This window comes from Nocardioides marinquilinus, assembly GCF_039543705.1.
Lineage (GTDB): Bacteria > Actinomycetota > Actinomycetes > Propionibacteriales > Nocardioidaceae > Nocardioides > Nocardioides marinquilinus.
Window position 1 is genome coordinate 751,125 of the sequence record NZ_BAABKG010000003.1, and the last position, 26,347, is coordinate 777,471.

The window sequence follows — 26,347 nt, forward strand, 5'->3', positions numbered from 1 at the left end:
TCTCCGTTGACTCGTCGCGGTCCGAGACCTGCTGGACCGGTTCGGACACTACTTGACCCGAGGCCTCGAACCGAGGACCGCGGACCCGACGCGCACGTGTGTCGCGCCGCGCTCGACCGCGGCCTCGAGGTCGCCGCTCATGCCGGCCGAGAGCAGGTCGGCGCCGGGGTGCACCGCGAGCAGGTCGCGGTGGATCGCGGCCAGCCGGTCGAAGGCCTCCGCGGGGTCGTGGTCGAGCGGCGCGACGGCCATCAGGCCCCGCAGCCGGAGCATGCCGGCGTCCTCGACGGCGCGCGCGAGCGGCTCGAGGTCGGCGGGCTCGACGCCGCTGCGGTTCTCGGCCTGCTCGGGCGGGTCGAGGCTGACCTGCAGCAGGACGTCGAGCGGGTGCGAGCGCTCGTGCGCGCCGCGCTGCAGGCCGTTCACCAGCTTGACGCGGTCGACCGACTCGACGACGTCGCAGTAACCGGCCACCGCGGCGGCCTTGTTGCTCTGCAGTCCGCCGATGAAGTGCCACGCGAGCCCGAGGTCGGCGCACTCGGCGGCCTTCTCGCTCGCCTCCTGGTGGCGGTTCTCGCCGACGTCGCGGACGCCGAGGTCGGCGAGGATGCGCACGTCGGCGGCCGGGAAGTACTTAGTGACCACCACGAGCGTCACCTCGTCGGGGTCGCGGCCGACGGTGCCGCAGGCGCGGGCGATGCGCCCGCGCACCTCGGCGAGCCGGGCGGCGACCTCCTCGCCGCGCTCGCTCATCGCGCGTCCCCGGCGTCGAGCCAGACCAGCCCGGCGTGCCGCCCGGAGGTGGTGCCGTCGCGCCGGTAGGAGTGCAGCCGGGGCTCCTCGCGGGTGCAGCCGCCGACCTCGCGGACGTCGGTGACGCCGGCCCGGGCGAGCTGGGCGCGCACGCCGGCGCCGATGTCGACCGACGGGGTGCCCCACGACGTCTCGGCCCGGGTCTCGGGCACGGTGGCCGCGACGTCGTCGCGCATCTGCTCGGGCACCTCGTAGCAGGCCCCGCACACGTGCGGACCGACCCAGGCGGTGAGCCGGGCCGGGTCGGCACCGTGCGCGGCCATCGCCTCGACGGTGCGGGTGGTGACGTCGACGACGACCCCGGGGCGGCCGGCGTGGGCGGCCGCGACGACGCCGTCCCCGGCGAGCACGAGGGGCACGCAGTCGGCGGCCCGCACCATCAGGCCGACCCCGGGGGTCGTGGTGAGCAGCGCGTCGCACGACGGCGTGCGGAACGTCGGGTCGGACATCGGCTCCTCGACCTCGACCACCACGTCGCCGTGCACCTGGCTCATGCGCGCGAACCCGACGCCGCACGCCTGCTCGACCGCGGCCAGCGCCCCGGGGAAGCCGGGGCGCAGGCCCTGCAGGTCGAGCTCGGCGTCGGTGAAGGCGACGTGCGCCGGCCGGCCCGGGTGAGCTGGGTCGTGGGACTCGCGGAACCAGAACACCCTGGAAGCGTGCCCTACTTGAGGAAGTCGGGGATGTCGAGGTCGTCGTCGTCGAAGACGACCTGGGTGGCGCGCGCCGGGGCGGGCCGGCTCTCACCGGCCGGCGGGGCCGTGGGGGCCGGGCCGGCGGAGGGGGCGGGCTGAGCCGGCGCGGACTGCGACGACGGCGCCGCTGCCGGAGCGGGGCGACGCTCGGCCACGGCCGGCGCCTCCTGCTGGCGGGTCTGCGGGGCGGGCGCGGTGCGCTGCGCCCGCAGCGAGGCACCCTCCTCGCGACGCTTGGGCTGACCGCCGTCGAAGCCGGCGGCGATGACGGTGACCCGCACCTCGTCGCCGAGGGCGTCGTCGATGGTGGCGCCGAAGATGATGTTGGCGTCGGGGTGCGCGGAGTCGGAGACCAGCGCGGCCGCCTCGTTGATCTCGAACAGGCCGAGGTCGGAGCCACCGGCGATCGAGAGCAGGACGCCGTAGGCGCCGTCGATGCTCGCCTCGAGCAGCGGGCTGCTGACGGCCATCTCGGCGGCGGCCACGGCACGGTCGTCGCCGCGGGCCGAGCCGATGCCCATGAGCGCCGAGCCGGCGTTGGCCATGACCGACTTCACGTCGGCGAAGTCGAGGTTGATCAGGCCGGGGGTGGTGATCAGGTCGGTGATGCCCGAGACGCCCTGCAGCAGCACCTGGTCGGCCTGCTTGAAGGCGTCGAGCACCGAGACGTTGCGGTCGCTGATCGAGAGCAGCCGGTCGTTGGGGATGACGATGAGGGTGTCGACCTCCTCGCGCAGGGCCGCGATGCCCTCGTCGGCGGAGGTGGCGCGACGGCGTCCCTCGAAGGCGAAGGGCCGCGTGACGACGCCGATGGTCAGCGCGCCGAGCGAGCGGGCGATGCGCGCGACGACGGGGGCTCCCCCGGTGCCGGTGCCACCGCCCTCGCCGGCGGTCACGAACACCATGTCGGCGCCCTTGATGACCTCCTCGATCTCCTCGGCGTGGTCCTCGGCGGCCTGCGTGCCGGTGCCGGGGTTGGCGCCGGCGCCGAGGCCACGGGTGAGCTCGCGACCGATGTCGAGCTTGACGTCGGCGTCGCTCATCAGCAGCGCCTGCGCGTCGGTGTTGATGGCGATGAACTCGACGCCCTTCAGACCGACCTCGATCATCCGGTTGACGGCGTTGACGCCGCCGCCGCCGATGCCCACGACCTTGATGATGGCCAGGTAGTTCTGTGCTGCAGCCACGATGGCGTACCTCTCGGGGTCTCTCGGGTGTCTGGGGTGGTGCTGGGAGTCGTGCTGGGGGTGGTCCGCGGTCGCGTCGGGCGAGGGGCCGGTCGGTCGCCGGGGAAGCCGGCCGCTCTGGTGAACACTGACCCTCAGGCTGAGGGTTATAGTTATGTCAACCTCGACGTGCTGACGACACTAGGGACGGCGACGTCCGATCTCGTGGCGACACGCCGCAGCCTCCGCGCGTGGTGTGCGGAGCGGCCCGGGGCGGGGGGGGGCGGTCAGCCGGAGACGGTGGGGGCGCCGGGGACGCTGACGTCGTAGACGCGGCCCTTCTCGCGCAGCAGCACGACGATCACCTCTGCCTTGGACGCCGAGCCCTCCGCGCTCCCCCACCGCACCAGCCGGCCGTCGCGCAGGGAGAGGTCGATCTGGTCGACGCCGCGCAGCTCGAGGTGGTCGACCAGGCCGACGACCTCGGTGGGCAGGCTGGCCACCACGGACGCGGCCTCCTGCAGCTCCTCGGTGCTGGCGGGGTCGTCGGTCTCGATGCGGGGCAGGTCGCGCGGTGCGCGCCGGTAGGAGTTGAAGACCACGCCCTCGGCGTCGACCGCGCGGAACTCGGTGCCGCGGTCGACGACCGCCACGGGCTCGCGCTCCTGGATCTCGATGCGCACCTCGTGCGGCCACTGCCGCGTCACCTCGACGGCGCGGACGACGGCCAGCGAGCCCACGCGGCGCTTGATGGCGTCGAGGTCGACGGTGGCGAGCGGGCCACCGGTGGGCACGTCGGCGACGTCGAGCACCTGCTCGGTGCTGACCGTTCGGGCCCCGACGACCTCGGCGCCCTCGACGTCGAGCGCGGTGGAGAAGTAGACGGTGTAGACGGCGCCCCCGACGAGCAGCACCAGCACGAGGGCGACGATCGCCCACCGCAGCGTGACCCAGCGGCGCGCCCACTGCCGGCGCGCGAAGCGGCGCCGGCTGCGCTCGTCGTCGGCACCGGCACCGCGGCGGCGCAGCCAGCCGGGGCGGCGGAGGCTAGCCACCGGCTCCGCCGAGCAGCGCGAGGAGCCGGGGCCCCACCTGGGTGACCGTGCCGGCGCCGAGGGTGAGGACGAGGTCGCCGGGCCGGGCGCGGCGGGCCAGCTCGGCGGGGGCGTCGTCCAGCGAGGTGGTGGCGACCCGCTCGACGGGCAGCGGCACGGCGCCGGCGACGAGGTCGGCGGTGACGGCGGGGTCGGGCTCCTCGCGCGCGAGGTAGAGGTCGAGGACGACGACCTCGTCGGCCGCGCCGAGCGCCTCGCCCATGGCGGCGCCGAAGAGCCGGGTGCGCGAGACGAGGTGCGGCTGGAAGGCCACGACGAGGCGTCCGTCGCCGGCGAGCACCCGCGCCGACTGCAGGTCGCCGGCGATCTCGGTGGGGTGGTGGGCGTAGCTGTCGTAGACGCGGACGCCGCCCGCCTCGCCCTTGGGCTCCATGCGGCGGCGGGTGCCGGTGTAGGCGGTGATGCCGCGCAGCAGGTCGGCGCGGTCGCGGCCGAGCACCTCGCCCGCGGCGAGGGCGGCGAGGGCGTCGGCGCGGTAGTGGTCGCCGGGCGCCCAGAGGGTGACGCCGTCGAGGGGTCCGGGCTCGCGGGTCGAGACCGTCACCACGCGTCGTCCGGCCCGCTGCTGGCGCGCGGCCAGCGCGGCCGCGCCGGGGTCGTCGACGCAGCAGACCAGCACGCCGTCGGGCGGCAGCCGGTCGGCGAAGCGGTCGAACGCGTCGCGGTAGGCCTCCTCGGTGCCCCACTGGTCGAGGTGGTCGGCCTCGACGTTGACCACGACGGCCACCTCGGGCTCGTAGACCAGGAAGGCGCCGTCGCTCTCGTCGGCCTCGGCGACGAACAGCCCGCCCGGCTCACCGCTGCCGTCGGCGGCGTTGACGCCGGTGGCGGCGAGCTCGCCGCCGATGGCGTAGGCGGGGTCGGCGCCGGCGGCCTGCAGCGCGACGGTGAGCAACGAGGTGGTCGTGGTCTTGCCGTGGGTGCCGGCGACGGCGACCACGCGGCGTCCGGCCATGACGGCGGCGAGCGCGGCCGAGCGCGGCAGCACCCGCAGGCCGCGGCGGGTGGCCTCGACGTACTCGGGGTTGTCGTCGTGGATGGCGGTCGAGACCACGAGGGTGTCGGCGTCGGCCACGTGGGCGGCGTCGTGGCCCACGTGCACGCGGGCGCCGAGGGCGCGCAGCGCGTCGAGGGTCGGCGAGTCGGTGCCGTCGCTGCCGCTGACGGCGACGCCCCGGGCCAGCATGATGCGCGCGATGCCCGACAGGCCCGCGCCTCCGATGCCGACGAAGTGCACCCGGCCGAGCCGCTCGGCGGGCAGCAGGACGTCGGGCACGGGCACCCTCACGACGAGATCACCGGGCCCGCCCGGCCGCCGTCTCGGCCACGATGGCGGCCAGCTTGTCGTCGGCGTCGCGCGGGATGAGGTCGGCCGCGGCCGCGCCCATGGTGGCGAGCCGTGCGGGGTCGGCGGCGAGCGGCACGACGTGCTCGCCGACCCAGGCGGGCGTGACCTCGGCGTCGTCGACGAGCACCGCTCCCCCGGCCTCGACGACCGGCTCGGCGTTGCGGCGCTGCTCACCGTTGCCGTGCGGCAGCGGCACGAAGACGGCGGGCAGACCGGTGGCGGCGGCCTCGGTGACGCTGCTGGCGCCGGCCCGGCAGATGGTGAGGTCGGCCGCGGCGAGGGCGAGGTCCATGCGGTCGACGAAGTCGAGCACGACGTAGGGGACGTCGGTGCGCTCCGGCTCGGCGGCACCGTTCGGCCCGACCACGTGCAGCACCTGGACGCCGGCCGCGGCGAACGCGCGGGCGGCGCCGGCAACGGCCTCGTTGAGCCGGCGGGCGCCCTGCGAGCCGCCCGTGACGAGCACGGTGGGGCGCTCGGCGTCCAGGCCGAAGAACGCGCGCGCCTCGTCGCGCACGGCGGCGCGGTCGAGGGTCGAGATCATGCGGCGGATGGGCAGGCCGACGTACTCGGCGCCGCGCAGCTCGGTGTCGGGGAAGCTGACCGCGACCCGGGCGGCGATGCGCGCGCCGAGCTTGTTCGCGATGCCGGGCAGCGCGTTCTGCTCGTGGACGACGACCGGCACCTTGCGACGGCGGGCCGCGAGGTAGGCCGGCACCGAGACGTAGCCGCCGTAGCCGACGACGACGTCGGGGCGCACCCGGTCGAGCACGGCGCCGGCCTCCTTGACCGCGCCGCGCAGCCGGCCGGGCACGCGCAGCAGGTCGGCGCCGGGACGACGCGGCAGCGGCACCGGCGTCACCAGCTCGAGCGGGTAGCCGGCCTCGGGGACGACGCGGGTCTCGAGGCCGCGCGGCGTGCCGAGGCAGGTGATCTCGGCGTCCGGGTCGCGGCGGCGCAGCGCGTCGGCGGTGGCGAGCAGGGGCGAGGTGTGGCCGGCGGTGCCTCCGCCGGCGAGCAGGATCTTCATCGGGGTCCGAACGTACCGATCGCTCAGCGGCTCGCCGACAGCCCCGCCGACCGCTGCTTGCGCCGCTGGGCGAGGGCGCGGGCGGCGGCGGGCTCGCGGCGTGCGAAGCCGACGAGCAGGCCGAGGGCGGCCAGGGTGGGCAGCAGGCTGGAGCCGCCGTAGGAGACCAGCGGCAGCGGGATGCCGATGACCGGCAGCAGCGCGAGCACCATGCCGACGTTGATCACCATCTGGCCGACCAGCCAGACCACGATGCCGAACGAGGCGTAGCGCACGAACGGGTCGGCGGTGTGGCGGGCGACCCGCAGCGCGGCGAAGGCGAGGGTGAGGAAGAGCCCGACGACCAGCAGTGTGCCGATCAGGCCGAGCTCTTCGCCGATGACGGCGAAGATGAAGTCGGTGTGCGCCTCGGGCAGCGCGCCCCACTTCTGCTGGCTGGCGCCGATGCCCTGGCCGAAGACGCCGCCGGACGACATCGCGTAGAGGCCGTGGGCGGGCTGCCAGCCGGTGCCGTGGAAGTCCTGGAACGGGTCGACGAAGGTGGTGATGCGCTCGAGCCGCTCGGCGTCGGTGGCGGCCATGGTGAGCGCGCCGACGGCGATCATCATGGTCGACATCACGAACAGCCGGGCGGGCGCGCCGACCACCCAGAGCATGCCGATGAGGATGGCGAACAGCACCAGCGCGGTGCCGAGGTCGCGGCCGAAGATCACCAGGCCGGTGGCGAGCAGCATGCCGGGCACGACCGGCACCATGATCTGGTGCAGGCTGCCGAGCCGGCGCTCCTTGTTGGCGTAGATGTGGGCGGCCCACACCACGAGCGAGAGCTTGGCGATCTCCGACGGCTGGATGAGCAGCGGGCCCAGCGGCAGCCAGTTGGTGTTGCCGTTGCGCTCGACACCCATGAACGCGGTGGCCAGCAGCAGCGCCAGCGAGATCGAGAACGCCGGGTAGGCCAGGCGCCGCACCCAGCGGTGCGAGACGCGGCTGGCGACGAAGGCGCAGGGCACGCCGACCACCGCCCAGGTGAGCTGGCGGCGCACGATCGTGTAGGAGTCGCCGGTGGCCTTGAAGGAGAAGACGCTCGAGGCGCTGAGCACCATGACCAGGCCGAGGGTCAGCAGCAGGGCGGCCGAGCCCAGCAGCAGGTAGTAGGTGGTGAGCGGCCGGTCGAGGGCGTCGCGCAGGGCCGCGAACCACGTGGTGGGCCGCGGACGCCGCTCGGCGACCCGGCGCACGCTCGTCGCGCGCGGACGGCTGCGCCACACGCGGCCCGGCAGGTCGCGCACCCCGCGCAGCGAGGGCAGCCGCGGTGTGCGCTCGGGAGTCGCGGTGGTCACCGTGGTCTCCCTCCTCGGGTGCGGCCGACGCTCGTCTAGGTCTGGGTGTGCTCTCGCACGGCCGCCGCGAAGGCGTCGCCGCGCGCCTTGTAGTCGGTGAACTGGTCCTGCGAGGCGCAGGCGGGTGCCAGGAGCACCGTGTCGCCGGGGACGGCCAGGTCGGCGGCCGCCGCGACGACCCGCCGCATCAGGGCCGGCCCGCCGTCTACCCCGCCAGTGTCGTCGGCGTCGACGACGATCACCGGCACATCGGGTGCGTGTCGCGAAAGGGCGGCGGCGACGAGGTCGCGGTCGCGTCCGAGCAGGACGGCGCCGCGCAGGCGGGAGGCCACCGATCGCACCAGCTCGTCGAACGTGGCGCCCTTCGCGAGCCCGCCGGCGACCCACACCACGGGCTCGTAGGCCTGCAGGGACGACTGGGCGGCGTGGGGGTTGGTGGCCTTGGAGTCGTCGATCCAGGTGACGCCGCCGTGGGCGGCGACGACGGCCATGCGGTGGCCGTCCATGCGGAACCCGCGCAGTCCTTGGCCGACCGCGGCCTGGCTGACGCCGTGGGCCCGCGCGAGGGCGGCGGCGGCGAGCGCGTTGGCCACCACGTGCGGGGCCGGCGGGGCGACGTCGAGCCCCGGGCCGTCGTCCGGCAGCAGGTCGGCGAGCGAGCAGAGCTCGGCCGCGCTGGTGGCGCGCTCCTCGATGAAGGCGCGGTCGACGAGGAGGTCCTCGACGACGCCGAGCATGCCGACCGACGGCATGCCGAGGGTGAACCCGACGGCGCGGGCGCCCTCGACGACCTCGGCGTCGCGCACCAGCTGCTCGGTGACGGGGTCGGCGACGTTGTAGACGCAGGCGCGTTGGGCCTGGGAGTAGACGCGGCCCTTGTCGGCGGCGTAGACCGCCATCGGATTAACCGGGTCGGGGCCGTCGGGCCAGCCGCCGTACCAGTCGAGGTGGTCCTCGGCGACGTTGAGGACGGCGGCGGCCTGCGCGCTCATCGAGTGCGTGTAGTGCAGCTGGAAGCTGGACAGCTCGACGGCGAAGACGTCGTAGGGGGCGGGGTCCATGACGGCCTCGACGATCGGCAGCCCGACGTTGCCGGCCGCGACGCTGCGCAGCCCCTCGGCCCGCAGGATGGCGTCGAGCATCTGCACCGTCGTGGTCTTGCCGTTGGTGCCGGTGACGGCCAGCCACGGCGCGGGGTCGCCGGTGGGGCCTGGGCCTCGCAGCCGCCAGGCCAGCTCGACCTCGCCCCACACGGGGACGCCGCGCGCCTGCGCCTGCCGCAGCAGCGGCGCGTCGGGCCGGAACCCGGGCGAGGTGACGACCAGGTCGACATCGCCCCCGGCGACGGTCGGGAGCGCCTGCGTGGCGCCGGGGTGGATGTCGACGCGCGCCCCGAGGATCTCGAGCAGCTCGGCCTTCTCCAGCTGCGCCGCGGTGGCCTGGTCGGCCAGCGCCGTGACGCTCGCCCCCAGGTGGGTCAGGTTGTCGGCGGCCGCGAACCCCGACACCCCGAACCCCAGCACCGCCACCCGCACGCCGTCCCACGACGCCTGCCGGTCGAGTGAAGAAACATCAGGCCGCGTCATCCAGCACCCCCGAAAGTCGAACGCCACGAGAACTCGAGCCCCATCCAGGGCGACCGCCGCGAGCGGGAGCGCCGGCGCGCGCAGGCGCCTGCACGGAGGAGCACGGGGTGCGCAGCGACGAAGGAGCGAGCGCCCCGCGCGCACGGAGGAAGGCGCCTGCATGGGCGCGCCGGTGCGGAGCGAGCCATGAGTAGAGCGCGGAGCGAGCCAATCTCACAGCCTCGCCACCCATTCGGCGTAGAAGATCCCGAGCCCCGTCGCCACGAAGAGGCCGGTGATGATCCAGAACCGGACGACGACGGTGACCTGGTCCCAGCCGAGCATCTCGAAGTGGTGGTGCAGGGGGGCGATCCGGAAGACGCGGTGGCCGGCCTGCACGCGGAAGACGCGTCTGAACAGCCCGCTGGCACGGCTGGCCTTGAAGACCCCGACCTGCAGCATCACCGAGAGCGTGATGACCACGAACAGGCCGCCGAGCACGAGCAGGAGCAGCTCGGTGCGGGTGAGGACGGCGAAGCCGGCGAGCGCGCCGCCGAGGGCGAGGGAGCCGGTGTCGCCCATGAAGATGGCGGCCGGGGAGGCGTTCCACCACAGGAAGCCGAAGCAGGCGCCGGTGATGGCGGCGGCGATGATCGCGAGGTCGAGCGGGTCGCGGGCGGTGTAGCAGGTGGCGCCGGAGACGCCCGAGGCCGGGTCGTCGACGCGCGAGCACAGCTGGGAGTTCTGCCAGATGTTCACCAGCGTGTAGGCGCCGAAGACCATCACGCAGGCGCCGGTGGCGAGGCCGTCGAGCCCGTCGGCGAGGTTCACCGCGTTGCTGGTGCCGGTGACGATGACGACGATCAGCACGATCGCGAGCAGCAGCGGCAGCCGCAGCCAGTCGATGTCGCGCAGGAACGAGATCTTCTCGCTGGCCGGCGACTCGCCGTTGCGCTCGAGGAAGCCCGAGAGCGCGAGCGCGGCGAAGGAGACCGCGATGATCGTCTGCCCGATCATCTTGGCCTTGCTGCGCAGGCCGAGGCTGCGCTGCTTGGAGATCTTGATGAAGTCGTCGAGGAAGCCGACGGCGCCGAGGCCGACGAAGAGGTAGAGCAGCAGCCACGCGGACGCCGACGGCGCGGTCAGGGTGATGACCTTGGCCAGGAAGTAGCCGATGACGCTCGCGGCGATGATGACGACGCCGCCCATGGTCGGCGTCCCCCGCTTGGTGTGGTGCGTGGTGGGGCCGTCGTCGCGGATCTCCTGGCCGTAGCCGAGCCGGGTGAACTGCTTGATGGCGACGCGGGTGCCGAGGAGCGAGATCAGCAGCGCGAAGCCGCCGCCGAGGAGGATCGCTCTCATGTGCTCGCGTCTCCTCCTTCCAGCACCCGGTCGGCGACCCGTTCCAGGGCCGCGGCTCGCGACGCCTTGACGAGGACGACGTCGCCCGGCGCAGCATTCTCCACCACCCAGGCCGAGGCGTCGTCACGCCCCGCCGCGAGTCGGACGTCGGGCACCCCGGCCGCGCGGGCGCCGTCGGCGATGCCGGTGGCCCCGTCGCCGACGACCAGCACCACGTCGACCCCGGCGGCGGCCTCGCCGACCTCGCGGTGGGCGGCGTCGTGCTCGTCGCCGAGCTCCTTCATCTCACCGAGGACGGCGACGGTGCGGCCCGGCCGCTCGCGGCCGAGGGCGCGCAGGGCGTCGAGGGCCGCGCGCATGGAGCCCGGGTTGGCGTTGTAGGCGTCGTTGAGCACGAGCAGGCCGTCGGCGCGCTCGGTGAGCTGCATGCGCCACGGCGAGGCCGCCTCGGCGGTGGTCAGGCCCGCGGCCACCTCGGCGAGGTCGAGCCCGGCGGCCAGCGCCATCGCGGCGGCCGCGGCGGCGTTGGCGACCTGGTGGGCGCCGGTCTGGCGGAGGGTGACGGGCAGCCAGGCGCCGTCGTGGCCGAGCTCGAACACCGGCCGGCCGAGCGCGTCGAGCACGACGTCGCGCCAGGCGACGTCGGCCCCCCGGCCGCCGTCCGCGCCGAAGGTCAGCACCCGGGCGGCGGTGCGGGTGGCCATGGCGGCCACGCGGTGGTCGTCGGCGTTGAGGACGGCGGTGCCGGACGCCGGCAGCGCCTCGACGATCTCGCCCTTGGCGGCCGCGATGGCCTCGACGCCGCCGAACTCGCCGATGTGGGCGCTGCCCACGTTGAGCACGGCCGCCACGGTGGGCGGCGCGATCTGGCAGAGGTAGGCGATGTGGCCGACGCCCCGGGCGCCCATCTCGACGACCAGGCGCTCGGTGGACTCGGTGGCGCGCAGCACGGTGAGAGGGACGCCGATCTCGTTGTTCAGGTTGCCGCGGGTGGCCACGCAGCGTCCGTCGGCGGCGCCGAGGAGGTGCGCGAGGAGGTCCTTGGTGCCGGTCTTGCCCTGCGAGCCGGTGAGCGCGAGCACCGGCGCGTCGAGGCGGCCGGCCGTGACCTCGGCGAGGCGGCCGAGCGCGGCCACGGGGTCCGCGACGACGACGGTGGGCGCCTCGGTGGGCCGCGAGCCGAGGACGGCGTGGGCGCCGGCGGCGTAGTCGTGGCCGTCGACGTGCTCGCCGGCGACGGCCACGAACAGGCCGGCGGGCTCGGGGCTGCGGCTGTCGATGTAGGCGGGGTCGCGCACCTCGACGTCCGCGCCGTGCAGCTCGCCGCGCACGACGCGGGCGATCTCGCTGAGGCGGGTGGCGATCACCGCGCCGCCTCCGCCCGGGCGAGGGCCTCGCGGGCGACCACCCGGTCGTCGAAGTCGTGCACGGTGCCGTCGACCTCCTGGCCGGTCTCGTGGCCCTTGCCGGCGACCAGGACGACGTCGCCGGGCCGTGCCAGCGCGACCGCCCGCTCGATGGCGGCGCGACGGTCGCCGACCTCCTCGACGCGGTCGCGGTGCTCGGGCGCGACGCCCTCGAGCATGGCGGCGCGGATGACGGCGGGCGGCTCGCTGCGCGGGTTGTCGTCGGTGATGACGAGCACGTCGGCCAGGCGGGCGGCGAGGCCGGCCATGATCGGCCGCTTGCCGGGGTCGCGGTCGCCGCCGGCGCCGAGGACGACGAGCAGCCGGCCCCCCGGCGCGACCAGCGGACGCAGCGCGGCGAGGGCCGCCTCCACCGCGTCGGGCTTGTGGGCGTAGTCGACGACGACGAGGAAGTCCTGGCCGGCCTCGACCCGCTCGAGGCGCCCGGGCACGCCGCCCGAGGCGGCGATGGCGGCGGCGACGGCGGCCGGGTCGAACCCGGCCTCGGCCGCCGCGGCCACGGCGGCGAGCGCGTTGGCGACGTTGAAGCGGCCGGGCAGCGGCACCCCGGCGGGCACGCGGACGCCGTCCGGGCCCTCGACGGTGAAGGTCGAGCCCTCGCGCTCGAGCGCGACGTCGACCGCGCGCCAGTCGGCGTCGGGGTCGTCGAGGGCGAAGGTGCGCAGCGGCAGCCCGGCCTCGCGGGTCTCGCCGGCCAGGCGTCGTCCGTGCTCGTCGTCGACGCCGACCAGCGCGAGGCGGGCCCGCTCGGCGGTGAACAGGGAGGCCTTGGCGCGGTAGTAGTCCTCGACGTCGGCGTGGAAGTCGAGGTGGTCGCGGCCGAGGTTGAGGAAGACCGCGACGTCGAAGACCACGCCGTCGACGCGGCCCATGACCAGCGCGTGGCTGCTGACCTCCATGGCGCAGGCCTGCACGCCGCGCTCGCGCATGACGGCGAACAGCGCGTGCAGGTCGGGGGCCTCGGGGGTGGTGAGCGTGGTGCGCACCTCGACGCCGTCAATGCGGGTGCCGACGGTGCCGACGACGGCCGCGGTGGTGCCCGACCCCTGCAGGCCGGCCTCGGCGAGGCGGGTCACGGTGGTCTTGCCCTGGGTGCCGGTGACGCCGATGGTGGCCAGCGCGGCGGCGGGCTCGCCGTACAGGCGCGCGGCCAGGGCGCCCAGGACGGCGCGGGGCCGGGGCGCGACGACGACCGGCAGCCCGGCCGCCGCGGCACGCTCGGCGCCGTCGGGGTCGGTGAGCACGGCGACGGCGCCCGCCCGCGCGGCCTGGTCGGCGTAGTCGGCGCCGTGGGCGCGGGCGCCGGGCAGGGCGGCGTAGAGGTCGCCGGGCCGCACCCGCTGGGTCGAGAGGCTGACGCCGGTGACCTGCGGGTCGGTGGTGGGGTGGCCGTCCGGTCGCCGCAGGTCGGCGTCGAGCCAGCCGGCCACGGTGGTCAGCGGGACGGCCGGCGGGTGGGCCGGTCGGGTGTCGCTCACCGCAGGAGTCTCGCCGATCACCACTCGACGGGCAGCCGGGAGGGCTGCGTGCCGGTGGGCGGGACGCCGTAGCGGCGCAGCGCGTGACCCATGATCTTGCTGAACGCCGGGCCGGCGACCGAGCCGCCGCCGCCGCCGTTGCGCGGGTTCTGCACCACGACGTAGACGGTGAACCGGGGGTCGTCGGCGGGCGCGAAGCCGGCGAAGGAGACGGTGAAGGTGCCGTCGTAGGTGCCGGCCTCCCCCACCCGCTGCGCGGTGCCGGTCTTGCCGGCCACGCGGTAGCCGGGCACGGCCGCGCCGGGCGCGACGCCGGCCTCGGGGTCGATGACGCGCTCCATCATCAGCGTGGTCTGGCGGGCGGCGTCCTCGCTCACCACGCGGCGCGTGGTGGCGGCGCCGGAGCCGACCTCGGTGCCGTCGTCGAGCGTGGCGGTGCCGCGCACCAGGCTGGGGTCGACGCGCACGCCGCCGTTGGCGATGGTGTTGACCGCGGCGGCCATCTGCAGGGCGTTGACCGACAGCGACTGGCCGAAGGCGATGCGGTCGCCGGTCTGGCTGGTCCAGTCGGCGCCGGCGGGCAGGATGCCGTTGGTCTCGCCGGGGACGCCGACGCCGGTGCGGGTGCCGAGGCCGAAGCCCTTGAGGTAGCGGCGCAGCTGGCCGGGGGCGTACTCGTCGGCGGCCATCACGGTGCCGATGTTCGACGACTTGGCCAGGATGCCGGCCATCGTGAGCTTGATGGTGCCGTGCTCGAAGTAGTCGTGGATGGGGCGGTCCTGGCGCAGCAGCACGCCGGGCACCTCGAAGCGGGTGCGGTCGGTGACCAGGCCGGCGTCCACGAGGCCGGCCACGGTGAGCACCTTCTGCACCGAGCCCGGCTCGTAGACGTCGGTGAGGGCGCGCGAGCTGTAGAGGCTCTCGGGAGAGAGGTCGGGCTCGGCGGCGTCGTAGGTCGGGTAGTCGGGCAGGGCCAGCACCTCGCCGGTGCGGCTGTCGAGCACCACGGCGAAGCCGGAGTCGGCGCGCGCGGCCCTGACGGTCTCGGCGAGCACCTGCTGGGCGTACCACTGCAGGTCGGAGTCGATGGTGGTGGTGAGGTCGGTGCCGTCGCGGGCCGGCACCATCACGTTGTCGCCGAGCGGGATGCGGCTGCCGTTCGAGCCCACCTGGTAGCGCGCCTCGCCGTCGGTGCCGGACAGGTAGGTGTTGAAGGAGTCCTCGAACCCGGCGAGCGGGCGGGCGGAGCCGTCCTTGTGCGGGGTGCCGAGGAAGCCGACGAGGTTGGCCGCGATGGTGCGGGCCGGGTAGACCCGCACCGGGTCCTCGCGGGTCTCGAGGCCGACGAAGCCCTTCTCGGCGGCGTCGTCGACGACCTCGCGGGCCTCGGCGGCCGGCACCTCGCGGGCGATGTACTCGAAGCGGGTGGGGGCGCGCAGGTGCTCGAGCGTCTCGAAGTAGTCGACGCCGAGCCGGCGGGTGAGGAAGGTGGCCAGCTGCGGCGCCTTGCCCGAGGTGAGCGAGGGGTCGGCGGCGATCATCAGCCCGTCGATCGAGTCGGCGAGCGGGCGGCCGTTGCGGTCGAGGATGTCGCCGCGCTCGGCGGGCAGCACGACGCTGACCTCGCCCTCGGCGGCGGCCATGGCGGCGTACTGCTGCGGGTCGATGCCCTGGAGCTGCACCAGCCGGGCCCCGAACAGCGAGAGCACCATGGCGATGAGCACGAAGCCGGCGCGCAGCCGGAACGTCGAGGAGCCGCGCAGGCTGCCCCGGGGACGCCGGCGCAGCCGTCCTGGACGGCGGGTGGTCGCGGCCGGGCGGGCGGCGGCGGGCCGGGCGGGACGACGTCCGGGGGCCTTGGCCTTGGCGGGCTTGGCGGGCTTGGCGCTCTTCGCGGTCTTGGTCGTCTTGCTCGCCGTCGCCGGCCTGCTCGGACGCCGGGCCGGCCGGGCGGGCTCGCGGGCCGGCTGGCGGGCGGGGCGGACGGGGCGGTCCCCGGCCGGGCGCCGGCCGCGGCTCCTGGTCACGTCGTCCACTATCGGGCGCACCCCTCGACGTCACGGGCAGCCGCGCCGGGCGCCGGTCGGGCGAGCGTGCCCGCGGGCGTGCGGGTCGCGGGCGTGGGCTTGCCGCTCACCTTGCCCGTGGCGAGGTCGATGAAGGCGGCCGTCGGGCCGGCCACCATGCCGATCGCGCAGGCCTGGCGGGCCAGGCGTGCGGGGTTGCGCAGCTCGTCGACCTCGAGCGCGAGGGCCTGCTCGCGCGCGGAGAGGGAGGCGGCCTGCCGCTCGAGGTCGGCGGCAGCGAAGGAGGCCTGCTGCATCGAGGTGTTGAACAGCAGCAGCCCGACGACGCCGCCGAGCAGCACCAGGCTCACCAGCGTCACGAACGGCACCCGGTGGGCGCGGCGCCGCAGCCGCGGCACGACGCTGAGTCGGGCGCGCCCGGCCGCCGCGCCGGCGCGGGCCAGCTGCGGCGAGAGCCGGGGCAGGGTGCGACGGGGGCTGCTGGTGCGGGCCGGGCTGCTCGAGCTCATCAGGCTGCTCCTTCGTCACGGGTGCTGCGGGTGGGACGGCGGGTGGGGCGCGTCGGGCCCCTCAGGTGTGGGGTGACCCGTTCGACGGCGCGCAGCCGCACCGAGGCGGCACGGGGGTTGGCGGCGACCTCGTCGGGACCGGCCTTCTCGGCGCCGCGGGTCACCAGCCGCAGGGCGGGCTCGCTGCCCTCGGGCACGAACGGCAGGTCGGGCGGCAGGTCGCTGGTGGTGGCGTCGGCGAAGGCACGCTTGACGAGCCGGTCCTCGAGTGAGTGGTAGGACTCCACGACCACGCGTCCGCCGACCCCGACGGCGTCCATGGCCGCGGGGATCGCGCGGCGCAGCACGGCCAGCTCGTCGTTGACCTCCATGCGCAGCGCCTGGAAGGTCCGCTTGGCGGGGTGGCCGCCGGTGCGGCGGGCCGGTGCCGGGATCTCGCGGTAGAGCAGCTCGACGAGCGGGCCGCTGGTGGTGAACGGCTGCTGCTCGCGCTGCCGGACGACGGCGGCGGCGATCTTGCGCGCGAACTTCTCCTCGCCGTACTCGCGCAGCACCCGGGTCAGCCCGGCGGCGTCGTAGGTGTTGAGCACGTCGGCGGCGGTCGGACGCCGGTCGTCGGGGCCGCCGTCCATGCGCATGTCGAGCGGGGCGTCGCTGGCGTAGGCGAACCCGCGCTCGGGCAGGTCGAGCTGCATCGAGGAGACGCCGAGGTCGAACAGGACGGCGTCGACCTCGGCGAGGCCGAGCCGGTCGAGCACGTCGGGCAGCTCGTCGTAGACGGCGTGGACGCCGGTGAACCGGTCGCCGTAGCCGGCGAGGCGCTCGCCGGCGAGCTCGAGGGCGCGCGGGTCGCGGTCGATGCCGACGACGCGGGCGGGCTCGCAGGCCCTCAGCACGGCCTCGGTGTGCCCCCCGAGGCCGAGGGTGGCGTCGACGAGGACGGCGCCCTCACGGGTCAGCGCCGGGGTCAGGAGGGCCACGACCCGGTCGAGGAGGACCGGGTCGTGGGAGGGGGTGCTCACCGTCGCGGCCGTTCAGTTCCCGAGCCGGGTGAGCAGCAGCAGGGCGACGGCGACGGTGATCGAGACGACCGCCGAGAAGGTCATCACCACCGCGGCGTCGCGGGCCTGGTGGCGCACCCGCGGCGTGGGCGGCTCGCCGGCCGGCCCGGTGGCGGGCAGCTGCTGCGTGGCGCTCATCTCGGTCTCGACCCTGGGTGCTCGGCTGGGAAGGTGCTCGGGCTGGGTGGTGCTGGTGCTGGGTGGTGCGGGGTGGTGCTGGTGCTGCTGGGTTCCGTGGGGCCAGGTCCTCGGCCCACCCGCTCCACGCCGGAGTGCCGCGCTCGAGCGGCGGCCACCGGCGTGTAGGGGACGGTCCTCGTTCTGGCACCGGGGAAGGTGCGCCAGACCGAGGTGAGCGGGAGGCCGAAGACCTCGCCCCGCGGAACCGCTGTGCAGTTGTGGTGGTGCCGGTAGTGCTGGTGGTGCCGGGTGGTGCTGGTGCTACTCGTCCTCGTCGAGGTCGGCGAAGCGCTGGATCTCGGCGGCCTGGTAGTCCTCCCAGGCCTGGGGGTTCCAGATCTCGAGGCGGTTGCGCACGCCGATCACCACGACGTCCTTCTCGAGGCCGGCGTAGTCACGCAGCGGCGCCGCGATCGAGATGCGGCCCTGCTTGTCGGGGACGACGTCGTCGCCGCCGGCGAAGAACATGCGGGCGTAGCTGCGGGCGGCCTTGCTGGTCATGGAGCGCTCGGCGGCGCGGTCGGCCTCGGCGTCGAAGACCTCGGGCGGCCAGACGACCAGGCACTTCTCCTGCCCCTGCGTCACCACGACCCCCTCGGCCAGCGCGTTGCGGAACTTGGCGGGCAGGAAGAGCCGGCCCTTCTCGTCGAGCCGGGGTCGGTAGGTGCCCATGAACCGCATCGGGCACCTCCCACCGTTCGACCCACCTCATCCACCGAGCCCCACGGGTCCGGTCGCGTCCACCACTTTCCCCCACCATACGCCACTCTCCCCCACCGTCAACCACATTCGACCCCGTTTCCCCCACCCCGCTCCCCCACGCCCCTCGGCGGCGCGAGCGGCGGCCGGCGGCACCCGGACGGCGGCCCGGACGGCGGCCCGGACGGCGGCCGGTGCGGGCGTCGTCCGCGTCGTGGGGCTGCCGTGGGGCGTGCCGGGGCGGCCGCCACGTGGAGGGAAGTCGGAACGAAACCGTGATCTGCGACGTCGGACGCAGCAGCGACGCAGCGCGTAGGTTGCGGCCGTTGCCTAGGTTGGGTGACGCAGCGCGGGCACCGCGGCCCGCCGGACGAGCACCACGAGCGCACGGAAGGACCCGACGTGGACACAACGCCCCTCGGCGGCAGCGGGAGCGAGCTGGCCGACCTGGAGACGCTGGCCCGGGTGGTCGGGAGGGTCCGTACCAACATCGAGCGGGTCATCGAGGGCAAGCCCGACGTCGTCAGCTCGGCGCTGGTGGTGCTGCTCGCCGAGGGTCACCTGCTCATCGAGGACGTGCCCGGCGTCGGCAAGACGATGCTGAGCAAGGCGCTCGCGCGCAGCATCGACTGCTCGGTGCGACGCATCCAGTTCACGCCCGACCTGCTGCCCTCCGACGTCACCGGCGTCTCGGTGTTCAACCAGAACACCCGCGAGTTCGAGTTCCGCCCCGGCGGCGTCTTCGCCAACATCGTGGTGGGCGACGAGATCAACCGCGCCTCCCCCAAGACGCAGTCGGCGCTGCTGGAGTGCATGGAGGAGCGGCAGGTCACCGTCGACAACACGACCTACCAGCTCGAGTCGCCGTTCATGGTGATCGCGACCCAGAACCCCATCGAGATGGAGGGCACCTACGCCCTCCCCGAGGCGCAGCGCGACCGCTTCATGGCCCGCGTCTCGGTCGGCTACCCCGTCGAGGCCGCCGAGATCGCGATGCTCAACAGCCACACCGAGTCGCGGCCGCTCGACGACCTCGAGGCCGTCACCGACGCCGGCGAGATCCGCAAGCTGAGCGCGATCGTCGGTAAGGTCTACGTCGCCCCGGCCGTGCAGCAGTACGTCGTCGCCCTCACCAGCGCGACCCGCCGCACCGACGACCTCGTGCTGGGCGCCTCCCCGCGCGCCACGCTCCACCTGGTGCGGGCGGCCAAGGCGCACGCGGCCATCGCCGGCCGCGACTACGTGCTGCCCGACGACGTCCAGCTGCTGGCCCGGCCCGTGCTGGCCCACCGCCTGCTGCCCAGTGTCGAGGCCGCGATGGGCGGGCGCACCACCGCCTCGATCCTCGACGGCATCCTGGCCGGCGTCCCGGTGCCCAGCGCGTCGCGCGAGCCCGCCGGCCAGCCCGCCGCGCCAGGTCGTCGTGCGTGAGGCGTTCTCCGGCCTGACCGTCCGCGGACGGGCGTTCCTGGCCGCGGGCGTCACCGCGATCGTGTGCGCGGTGCTGCTCGGCCAGACCGCGCTCACCCGCGTCGGCGTCCTCGTCGTCGCGCTGCCGGTGGCCACCGCGCTCGTCGTCGGGCGCTCGCGCTACCGGCTCGCGTTGGTGCGCACCGTCACCCCGCAGCTGGTCACCGCCGGCCAGCCCGCGCGGGTCAACCTCGCCCTCACCAACGAGGGCCGCACGCCGAGCGGCGTCCTGCTGCTCGAGGACCACGTGCCCTACGTGCTCGGCACCCGGCCGCGCTTCGTGCTCGACGGCATCGGGCACGGCTGGCGCCGGCAGGTCACCTACCAGGTGCGCTCCGACGTGCGCGGCCGCTTCGAGATCGGCCCGATGACGGTGCGCGTGGGCGACGCGTTCGGGCTCGTCGAGCTCGGCCGCGCGTTCCGGATGACGGTGCCGCTCATCGTCACGCCGCGCACCGTGCCGCTGCCCGCGATCCCGCTCGGCGGCGGGTGGACCGGCTCGGGCGACAACCGTCCGCGCGCGTTCGCCACCGGCTCGGCCGAGGACGTCACCGTGCGCGACTACCGCCAGGGCGACGACCTGCGCCGCGTGCACTGGCGCAGCTCGGCGCGCACCGGAGAGCTGATGGTGCGCCGCGAGGAGCAGCCGTGGCAGTCACGGGCCACGGTGCTGGTCGACAACCGGCTCACCGCCCACCGCGGCCAGGGCATCGCCAGCTCGCTCGAGGCGGCGGTCTCGGCGGCGGCGTCCATCGCGGTGCACCTGAGCCAGCGCGGCTACATGGTGCGTCTGGTGACCGCCTCGGGCGAGTCGGAGGGCGGCCACGACACCGGGCAGTGGCACCTGCGCGACGCCGACCTCAACGTGCGCCCGCTGCTCGAGGCGCTGGCCACCGTGCAGCTCGACAACCGCGACCGCATCGACACCTCCTGGCTCGGCGAGCACGCCCACGGCCTCACCGTCGCGGTGCTCGGCTCGGTCGGGCAGGGCGACGCCCCGGCGCTGCGCCAGGTCGTGCACCACACCGCCACCGCGCTGGCCGTGGCGCTCGACGTCGACCTCTGGACGGCGTCGTCGGCCGCCCCGCCGGCCGGCGCCCCGGGCGGCGGCGCGGCGTTCCTGGCCCGCTCCGGATGGCGCGCGGTCGCCCTGCGCCCGCGCGACCGCCTCGAGACCGCCTGGGAAGAGCTCGGCCGCACCGGCGCGCGGGTCGCCGCCGGCGGCGTCCGCGGTGCCCACGGGGCGGCGCCCGGGCCGAGCGGGCCCGACGAGACGCTCGGCGGTCCGGCCGCCGCGTGGGCCGGGGCGGCGCGATGAGCCGCGACCGCGCCGCGCTGGGCGGCCACCTGCGCCTCGCCTTCGCCGGCGCCGCTACCACCTGGGCGGCCATGCTGTCGTGGCGCGGCTTCACCGAGCTCTCGGCCCGCTACCTGTTCGCGCTCGTCGGCGTGGGGGCCGTCATCGCCCTCACCGGTGCGCTCGCCCGGTGGCGCCGGCTGCCCGGCGTCCTGGTGGTGGCCCTGCAGGTCGTGGTGGCCGGGGCGCTGACGTGCGCCTACGTCGCCGACCGGCCGTGGCCCGGCGACCGGTTCTGGGCCGCCATCGGCTCCGCGGTCGACGCCGCCAACACCTACGCCTCGCCCGTGCCCGAGACCGACCTGGTCTCGGTGCAGCCGCTGCTGGTGGTCGGCGGGCTGGTCGCGATGCTGCTGGTCGACCTCTGCGCGGCGACCCTGCGGCGCGTGCCGCTGGCCGGGCTGCCGCTGCTGGTCGTCTACAGCGTGCCCGTGAGCCTGCTCGGCACCGGCCTGTCGTGGTGGGTCTTCGCGGCGACCGCCGCCGGCTTCCTGATGATGCTGTTCCTGCAGGAGGAGGAGCACCTGCGGCGGTGGGGCCGACCGCTCGACGGCACCGGCGAGCCGCTGCGACGCCTGAGCGACAACGTGCGCGGCAGCGCCCTGGCCGTCGGCACGGTGGCCACCGCGACCGCCGTCCTGGTGCCGCTGGCCATCCCGACGTTCAGCTTCTCGGTCTTCGACATCGGCCAGGGCCGCGGTGGCGACGGTGACATCACCGTGACCAACCCGCTCGCCGACCTGCGCCGCGACCTGGTGCGCGGCGAGGACATCGACCTGGTCGAGATCCGCACCGACGACCCCTCGCCCGACCACCTGCGCATCTCGGTGCTCAACCGGTTCTCCGGCGCCGAGTTCAGCGCCGGCGACCGCGAGGTGCCCACCTCCAACCGCGCGCAGGGCACCGTGCCCGCGCTCGAGGGGGTCGACGACTCCGTCGCCCGGGTCACCGACAGCTACGACTACGACGTCTCGATCACCGACGGCTTCGACTCGCGGTGGCTGCCCACCCAGGCGCCCATCGGGTCGATCGAGGCCGCGGGCGACTGGCGCTTCGACGAGAGCACGATGGACTTCATCGCCGGCGACGACGACCTCAGCACCGCCGGCCTCGACTACAGCTTCGAGGCGCTCGACGTGCAGTACGACGACGACGCGCTGCTGCGGCTCGACGGCGTCGCCACCAGCCTCCCCGGTGAGCTGACCGACGTCCCCGACGACCTGTCGCCGGTCGTCGAGTCGCTCTCGCGGCAGGTGACGGCCGGGGCCACGACGAAGTTCGGGCAGGCCGTCGCGCTGCAGCAGTGGTTCCGCGACGACGGCAACTTCACCTACAGCCTCGCGCCCGAGCCGCCGAAGGTCGGCGTCGACGCGCTCGAGGCGTTCCTGACCGAGGGTCCCGGCGGCCGCACCGGCTACTGCGAGCAGTTCGCAGCGGCGATGGCGGTGATGGCGCGCGAGCTCGACATCCCCTCGCGCGTGGCCGTGGGCTTCCTGTCCCCCGACCGCACCGGACCCGATACCTACGTCTACTCCGCGCACGACCTGCACGCCTGGGTCGAGCTGTACTTCCCCGGCGCCGGCTGGGTGCTCTTCGACCCGACGCCGGCCGCGCGCGTCGACACGCCGCTGCCCGACTACACCAACCTCGACGTCGCGCTGCCCGACATCCCGACGGCCACCGGCAGCACCGAGTCGGTCGAGCGGCCGACGCGCTCGGCGACCGCGGAGCCCACGCGGCCCACCCGTCGTCCCGAGCCCACCACGGCCTCGCCCGACCGGCCCAGCGAGGGGGGCTCGTCGTTCCCGTGGCTGGTCGTGCTGCTGGTCGTCGTGGGGGCCGTGCTGCTCGCGCTGCTGGCGCGGCTGCCGGCCGGCGTGCGGGCCCGGCGCCGCGAGCAGCGGCTGGCCGGCGGGCCCGAGGCGGTGTGGGAGGAGCTGCGCGCGACCATGGTCGACCTGCGGCTGCCGTGGCCCGAGACCCGCTCCCCGCGCGAGACCCGCCACCGCGTCGCCGCCTTCCTCGGCCGTCCCGGCGACGAGCGCACCGAGCGGCCGCCGCGCGGCCCCACCGTCGCCCCCGAGGCCGCCGCCGCGCTCGAGCGCATCGCGCTCGCCGTCGAACGCGGCCGCTACGCCCGCCACGCCCCCGTCCCGCCCGGCGCGCTCAAGGACGACGGCGAGACCTGCGTCGCCTCCCTGCTCGCCGGCGCCATGCCCCGCACCCGCCGCCGCGCCCGCTGGTGGCCGCGCTCGCTGTTCCAGCGCCGCCCCGCCACCGCCGTCGACCCCCGCACGGACGCCGACGCCGAGTCCGAGCTGGTCGGGAGCCGGGCCGAGCACCTGTAGGTCTCGGGTGGTCGGGCTCGGGCTCGGCTGGGCCGCCGGCCGGGTCGTGGCTGGATCGTGGCTGGGTCGGGGCGGCGGTGACGTGGTGACCGTTCCGGGGCTGGATTCGGTGACTCACGCACCGCCGGCGCGGGCTGGGCCGGGGGCGGCGGTGACCTGGTTACCGTTCCGCTGCTGGGTTCGGTCACCCACGCACCGCCGGGGCGGGCTGGGTCGGGGCGGTGGTGACCTGGTGACCGTTCCGGGGCTGGATTCGGTGACTCACGCACCGCCGGGGCGGGCGCGGTCGGGGCGGCGGTGACCTGGTGACCGTTCCGCCGCTGCATTCGGGCACCCACGCACCGCCGGGGCGGGCGCGGTCGGGGCGGCGGTGACCTGATGACGGTTCCGCTGCTCTATTCGGTCACTCACGCACCGCTCCCCCGGCCGGCGGTGCACCAGCCACCATCCCGACGCCCAGAACCGTGGCCCACGCGCCGCCCACCCGAGCCGAGCTGGACGGCGGTGCGCCAGCCACCATCACGGCATCCGGAACCGTGGCCCACGCACCGCCCACCCGCACCCAGACCGGACGGCGGCGCACCAGCCACCGTCCCGACGTCCGGAACCGTGACCCACGCACCGCTCCCTGCACCCACCGGCAGGGCCCGGCCTGCGACACGGGCCGGGCATGGAACGACCCCGCCACGGAGGGCGGGGTCGTGGAGGTGGGGTGGGTCAGAAGCCGCCCTGCTCGCGGCGGCGGCGCCACCGCTCCTCCATGCGCTCCATGAAGGAGCCTGAGCTGCGGGGGCGGGAGGTGCGGCCGGCGCGGGGGCGGCGGGTGCGGCGGCCGCCGTCGATGGAGGTGAGGCCGGAGGGGTGCGGGGTGCCGCCGGTGGGCTCGGCGCCGGCGGCCTGGCGGCCGCGCAGCGCGCTGAGCGCGATGGTGGCCGAGCCCAGCATCAGCACGAAGCCGACGATGCCGACGTACCAGGTGGTGAGCACGCCGACGAAGAGCAGCGCGATGCCGAGGGCGAAGACGAAGCCGGCGGCGATGGCGCGCCGACGGGCGCTGGCGCGGAAGGCGGTGCCGCGCAGGGTGGAGGCGAACTTCGGGTCCTCTTCGACGAGGGCGCGCTCCATCTGCTCGAGCAGCTTCAGCTCCTCCTCGGAGAGTGGCACCGGTCCTCCCAGGGTTCTCAGGCGCCGGCGGGCTCGCCGATCGCGTCGTGGTGGCCAATTCTAGGCAGGTGGTCGGCGTCACGGTAGGCGCGACCTCGAAATTCTCCGCCGGTCACCCAGGGGGACTCTCGAGCAGGGACGCCGGGCGCACCGCCGCCGAGCCGAAGCGGCGCGCGGCGAGGTCGACGGCACGGTCGGCCTCCGACCATCCGAGGTCACGCTCGCCGAGCACGCCCTGCCGCTGCACCCGCTCGCGCGGCACCAGCTGCTCGACCCGGACGCCGACCAGCCGCACCCGGCGCCGTCCACGCTCGCGGGCGGCCTCGGCGTCGTAGAGCGCGGTGGCGACCTCGTAGACCTCGCGGGTCACGTCGGTGGGCTCGGGCAGGGTGCGGCTGCGGTTGAGGGTGGTGAAGTCGGCGTAGCGGACGGTGAGCGCGACCGTGCGTGCGGCGAGCCCGGCCGAGCGCAGCCGCCGGGTGACCTTCGCGGTCAGCCGCAGCACCTCGCGCAGCACCGCCTCGCGGTCGCGCACGTCACGCCCGAAGGTCTCCTGGGCGCCCATGCTGCGGTCGGGCTCGCCCTCCCCCGAGCGGGCGCCGTAGCCGAACACGCCGCTGGCGCCCGGCGTGATCTCGCTGCGGTCGGTGCCCCAGGCGAGGCGGTGCAGGTGGGCGCCGAGGTGGCGGCCGACCCGCTCCTGCAGGTCGGGGACGCTCAGCCGGGCGAGGTCGCCGACGGTGACGAGGCCGAGCCGGTGCAGCCGCGCCCGGGTGCGCTCGCCGACGCCGTACAGCTGGCCGACGTCGAGCGGGTGCAGCACCTCGGCGACCCGGTGGGGCTCGATGACGAGCAGGCCGTCGGGCTTGGCCCGCTTGCTGGCCAGCTTGGCCACCGAGATCGACGCGGCGACGCCGACCGAGCACGTGATGCCCTGCTCGTCGTGGACGGCGGCCCGCAGCCACTCCGCGATGGCGACGGGGTCGCCGAGCCGGCGGCGCGCACCGCGCACGTCGAGGAACGCCTCGTCGAACGAGACGGCCTCGACCAGCGGCGTGACCCGGCGGAACAGCTCCATCACCGACGCCGAGACCGCCCCGAAGGCGTCGTAGTCGGGGGCCAGCGAGACCGCCTGCGGGCACAGTCGCCGTGCCTGCGTGCCGCTCATGCCCGACCGGACGCCGTAGGCCCGTGCCGGGTAGTTGGCGGCGAGCACCACGCCCCGGTGGCCGCCACCGACCACCACCGGCTGGTCCTGCAGGTCGGGACGGTCGCGCAGCAGCACGGAGGCGTAGAACGCGTCCATGTCGACGTGCAGCAGCGGTGTCGTGGACGGCGCGTCGCTCACGGCGCCACCCGGGTCGCGCCGTCCACGTCGGCGGCCGGCCGCGCGGGCTCAGGAGGCGAGCAGGTGCAGCTGCGTGGCGAGCGCGAGGTAGTCGGGCAGGCCCGCGACCGCGCGCTCGAGCTCGACCAGGGCGCCGGCCGCGCCGGGCTCGAGGTCGAGCAGCGAGCCGGGCACGAGGTCGGCGAAGACCCGCACGCCGTGGACGGAGTCGACCTCGAAGCCGGCGCCGGCGAGCAGGTCGCGCGCCTCGGGGGCGGTGAACCGGTGGCCGGAGCGACCGCCGTCCTCGCCCTGCAGGACGGCGAGGGCCTGGCCGAAGTGGCCGGCGACGGCGCGGGCGACCACCGCGGCGTGGCGCTGGGCGAGGAGGAGGCTGAGGTGCCCGCCGGGACGCAGCACCTCGCGCAGCGTGGCCAGCGCGGCGGCGGGGTCGTCGACGACCTCGAGGACGCCGTGGCACAGCACCAGGTCGGCCCCGTCGGCCACGGCCGCCCCGCCGACGGCGAGCAGGTCGCCGAGGTCGCCCTGGCGGCCCACCACCTCGACGCCGGCCTCGCGGGCGCGGCGGTCGAGCGCGGCGAGGGCGTCGGGGCTGGGGTCGACGACGGTGACGCGGTGACCGGCGGCCGCGACCCGGACGGCGGAGGTGCCGGTGCCGCCCCCGATGTCGACGACGTCGAGCGGGCGGTCGCCGGCCAGCAGCGGTTCGAGCACGTCCCACACCACGGCGGTGCGGGGCGAGGCCCGGCGCTCGCTGGCGGCCATGGCCTGAACCCTAGGGCGTGGCGCATCCGACCCGGCACCACCCTCCTCGCGCGGCATCGAACGTCTGTTCGATTCACCCC

The 26,347-nt window shown here is 75.4% G+C and carries 22 protein-coding genes; 3 read left to right on the forward strand and 19 right to left on the reverse strand.

The window, feature by feature from the left end; translation table 11 throughout:
* Nucleotides 1-48 precede the first annotated feature (48 nt).
* The 16 genes from ABEA04_RS14725 to mraZ all read right to left on the reverse strand — a co-directional run bounded on the left by ABEA04_RS14725 (nucleotide 49) and on the right by mraZ (nucleotide 17,788).
* Nucleotides 49-753 carry a YggS family pyridoxal phosphate-dependent enzyme gene (locus ABEA04_RS14725; protein WP_345459937.1) on the reverse strand — a complete coding sequence of 235 codons (705 nt, stop codon included), beginning with the start codon at nucleotides 751-753 and terminating at the stop codon, nucleotides 49-51.
* Nucleotides 750-1,463 (reverse strand): purine nucleoside phosphorylase YfiH/LACC1 family protein, encoded by a 714-nt coding sequence (locus ABEA04_RS14730; protein WP_345459940.1) that lies wholly within the window; start codon nucleotides 1,461-1,463, stop codon nucleotides 750-752. Before ABEA04_RS14730 ends, ABEA04_RS14725 begins: the two co-directional genes overlap by 4 nt.
* A 14-nt stretch (nucleotides 1,464-1,477) precedes the next feature.
* Nucleotides 1,478-2,698 (reverse strand): cell division protein FtsZ, encoded by a 1,221-nt coding sequence (gene ftsZ, locus ABEA04_RS14735; protein ID WP_345460359.1) that lies wholly within the window; start codon nucleotides 2,696-2,698, stop codon nucleotides 1,478-1,480.
* A gap of 263 nt (nucleotides 2,699-2,961) precedes the next feature.
* On the reverse strand, nucleotides 2,962-3,729 hold the full coding sequence (locus ABEA04_RS14740; protein WP_345459943.1) for a cell division protein FtsQ/DivIB: 768 nt from the start codon (nucleotides 3,727-3,729) through the stop codon (nucleotides 2,962-2,964).
* Nucleotides 3,722-5,077: a UDP-N-acetylmuramate--L-alanine ligase gene (gene murC / locus ABEA04_RS14745; protein ID WP_345459946.1), complete on the reverse strand. Its 1,356-nt coding sequence runs from the start codon at nucleotides 5,075-5,077 to the stop codon at nucleotides 3,722-3,724. Before murC ends, ABEA04_RS14740 begins: the two co-directional genes overlap by 8 nt.
* 7 nt (nucleotides 5,078-5,084) lie before the next feature.
* Nucleotides 5,085-6,167: an undecaprenyldiphospho-muramoylpentapeptide beta-N-acetylglucosaminyltransferase gene (murG, locus tag ABEA04_RS14750; protein WP_345459950.1), complete on the reverse strand. Its 1,083-nt coding sequence runs from the start codon at nucleotides 6,165-6,167 to the stop codon at nucleotides 5,085-5,087.
* A gap of 23 nt (nucleotides 6,168-6,190) precedes the next feature.
* Entirely contained in the window at nucleotides 6,191-7,507 is a 1,317-nt protein-coding gene (gene ftsW / locus ABEA04_RS14755) for a putative lipid II flippase FtsW (RefSeq protein ID WP_345459953.1), read from the reverse strand.
* A 35-nt stretch (nucleotides 7,508-7,542) separates the two neighbouring features.
* Nucleotides 7,543-9,093 carry a UDP-N-acetylmuramoyl-L-alanine--D-glutamate ligase gene (gene murD / locus ABEA04_RS14760; RefSeq protein ID WP_345459956.1) on the reverse strand — a complete coding sequence of 517 codons (1,551 nt, stop codon included), beginning with the start codon at nucleotides 9,091-9,093 and terminating at the stop codon, nucleotides 7,543-7,545.
* A gap of 213 nt (nucleotides 9,094-9,306) precedes the next feature.
* Nucleotides 9,307-10,434 (reverse strand): phospho-N-acetylmuramoyl-pentapeptide-transferase, encoded by a 1,128-nt coding sequence (mraY, locus tag ABEA04_RS14765; RefSeq protein WP_345459959.1) that lies wholly within the window; start codon nucleotides 10,432-10,434, stop codon nucleotides 9,307-9,309.
* Nucleotides 10,431-11,801, reverse strand: a complete 1,371-nt coding sequence (locus ABEA04_RS14770) for a UDP-N-acetylmuramoyl-tripeptide--D-alanyl-D-alanine ligase (protein ID WP_345459962.1) — start codon at nucleotides 11,799-11,801, stop codon at nucleotides 10,431-10,433. The genes mraY and ABEA04_RS14770 overlap by 4 nt, the downstream gene beginning before the upstream one ends.
* The gene (locus ABEA04_RS14775; protein WP_486348278.1) at nucleotides 11,798-13,339 is read right to left on the reverse strand and encodes a UDP-N-acetylmuramoyl-L-alanyl-D-glutamate--2,6-diaminopimelate ligase; all 1,542 of its coding nucleotides are present in this window, start codon (nucleotides 13,337-13,339) and stop codon (nucleotides 11,798-11,800) included. Before ABEA04_RS14775 ends, ABEA04_RS14770 begins: the two co-directional genes overlap by 4 nt.
* A gap of 17 nt (nucleotides 13,340-13,356) precedes the next feature.
* Nucleotides 13,357-15,366 carry a peptidoglycan D,D-transpeptidase FtsI family protein gene (locus ABEA04_RS14780; protein ID WP_345459965.1) on the reverse strand — a complete coding sequence of 670 codons (2,010 nt, stop codon included), beginning with the start codon at nucleotides 15,364-15,366 and terminating at the stop codon, nucleotides 13,357-13,359.
* 8 nt (nucleotides 15,367-15,374) lie between these two features.
* A complete protein-coding gene (gene ftsL, locus ABEA04_RS14785; protein WP_345459968.1) occupies nucleotides 15,375-15,875 on the reverse strand; it encodes a cell division protein FtsL in 501 nt (166 codons plus the stop codon).
* Nucleotides 15,875-16,897 carry a 16S rRNA (cytosine(1402)-N(4))-methyltransferase RsmH gene (gene rsmH / locus ABEA04_RS14790; RefSeq protein ID WP_345459971.1) on the reverse strand — a complete coding sequence of 341 codons (1,023 nt, stop codon included), beginning with the start codon at nucleotides 16,895-16,897 and terminating at the stop codon, nucleotides 15,875-15,877. Before rsmH ends, ftsL begins: the two co-directional genes overlap by 1 nt.
* Before the next feature lie 12 nt (nucleotides 16,898-16,909).
* Nucleotides 16,910-17,074: a hypothetical protein gene (locus ABEA04_RS14795; protein WP_345459974.1), complete on the reverse strand. Its 165-nt coding sequence runs from the start codon at nucleotides 17,072-17,074 to the stop codon at nucleotides 16,910-16,912.
* A 303-nt stretch (nucleotides 17,075-17,377) separates the two neighbouring features.
* Nucleotides 17,378-17,788, reverse strand: coding sequence for a division/cell wall cluster transcriptional repressor MraZ (mraZ, locus tag ABEA04_RS14800; RefSeq protein ID WP_345459977.1), 411 nt, complete (start codon nucleotides 17,786-17,788; stop codon nucleotides 17,378-17,380).
* A 429-nt stretch (nucleotides 17,789-18,217) separates the two neighbouring features.
* On the opposite strand from mraZ, the gene ABEA04_RS14805 reads away from it, so the two are divergent.
* The 3 genes from ABEA04_RS14805 to ABEA04_RS14815 are packed head-to-tail and all read left to right on the forward strand — an operon-like array spanning nucleotide 18,218 to nucleotide 22,990.
* On the forward strand, nucleotides 18,218-19,246 hold the full coding sequence (locus tag ABEA04_RS14805; RefSeq protein WP_425577034.1) for an AAA family ATPase: 1,029 nt from the start codon (nucleotides 18,218-18,220) through the stop codon (nucleotides 19,244-19,246).
* Nucleotides 19,239-20,603, forward strand: a complete 1,365-nt coding sequence (locus ABEA04_RS14810; protein ID WP_345459980.1) for a DUF58 domain-containing protein — start codon at nucleotides 19,239-19,241, stop codon at nucleotides 20,601-20,603. Before ABEA04_RS14805 ends, ABEA04_RS14810 begins: the two co-directional genes overlap by 8 nt.
* Nucleotides 20,600-22,990, forward strand: a complete 2,391-nt coding sequence (locus ABEA04_RS14815) for a transglutaminase TgpA family protein (protein ID WP_345459983.1) — start codon at nucleotides 20,600-20,602, stop codon at nucleotides 22,988-22,990. The genes ABEA04_RS14810 and ABEA04_RS14815 overlap by 4 nt, the downstream gene beginning before the upstream one ends.
* Before the next feature lie 717 nt (nucleotides 22,991-23,707).
* Here ABEA04_RS14815 and ABEA04_RS14820 read toward each other — a convergent pair.
* From ABEA04_RS14820 to ABEA04_RS14830, 3 genes are all read right to left on the reverse strand, one after another.
* Entirely contained in the window at nucleotides 23,708-24,154 is a 447-nt protein-coding gene (locus tag ABEA04_RS14820) for a DUF3040 domain-containing protein (protein WP_345459985.1), read from the reverse strand.
* Nucleotides 24,155-24,266: 112 nt separating this feature from the next.
* Nucleotides 24,267-25,502 (reverse strand): DNA polymerase IV, encoded by a 1,236-nt coding sequence (dinB, locus tag ABEA04_RS14825; RefSeq protein WP_345459988.1) that lies wholly within the window; start codon nucleotides 25,500-25,502, stop codon nucleotides 24,267-24,269.
* A gap of 48 nt (nucleotides 25,503-25,550) precedes the next feature.
* Entirely contained in the window at nucleotides 25,551-26,267 is a 717-nt protein-coding gene (locus ABEA04_RS14830) for a methyltransferase (RefSeq protein ID WP_345459991.1), read from the reverse strand.
* Nucleotides 26,268-26,347 lie beyond the last annotated feature (80 nt).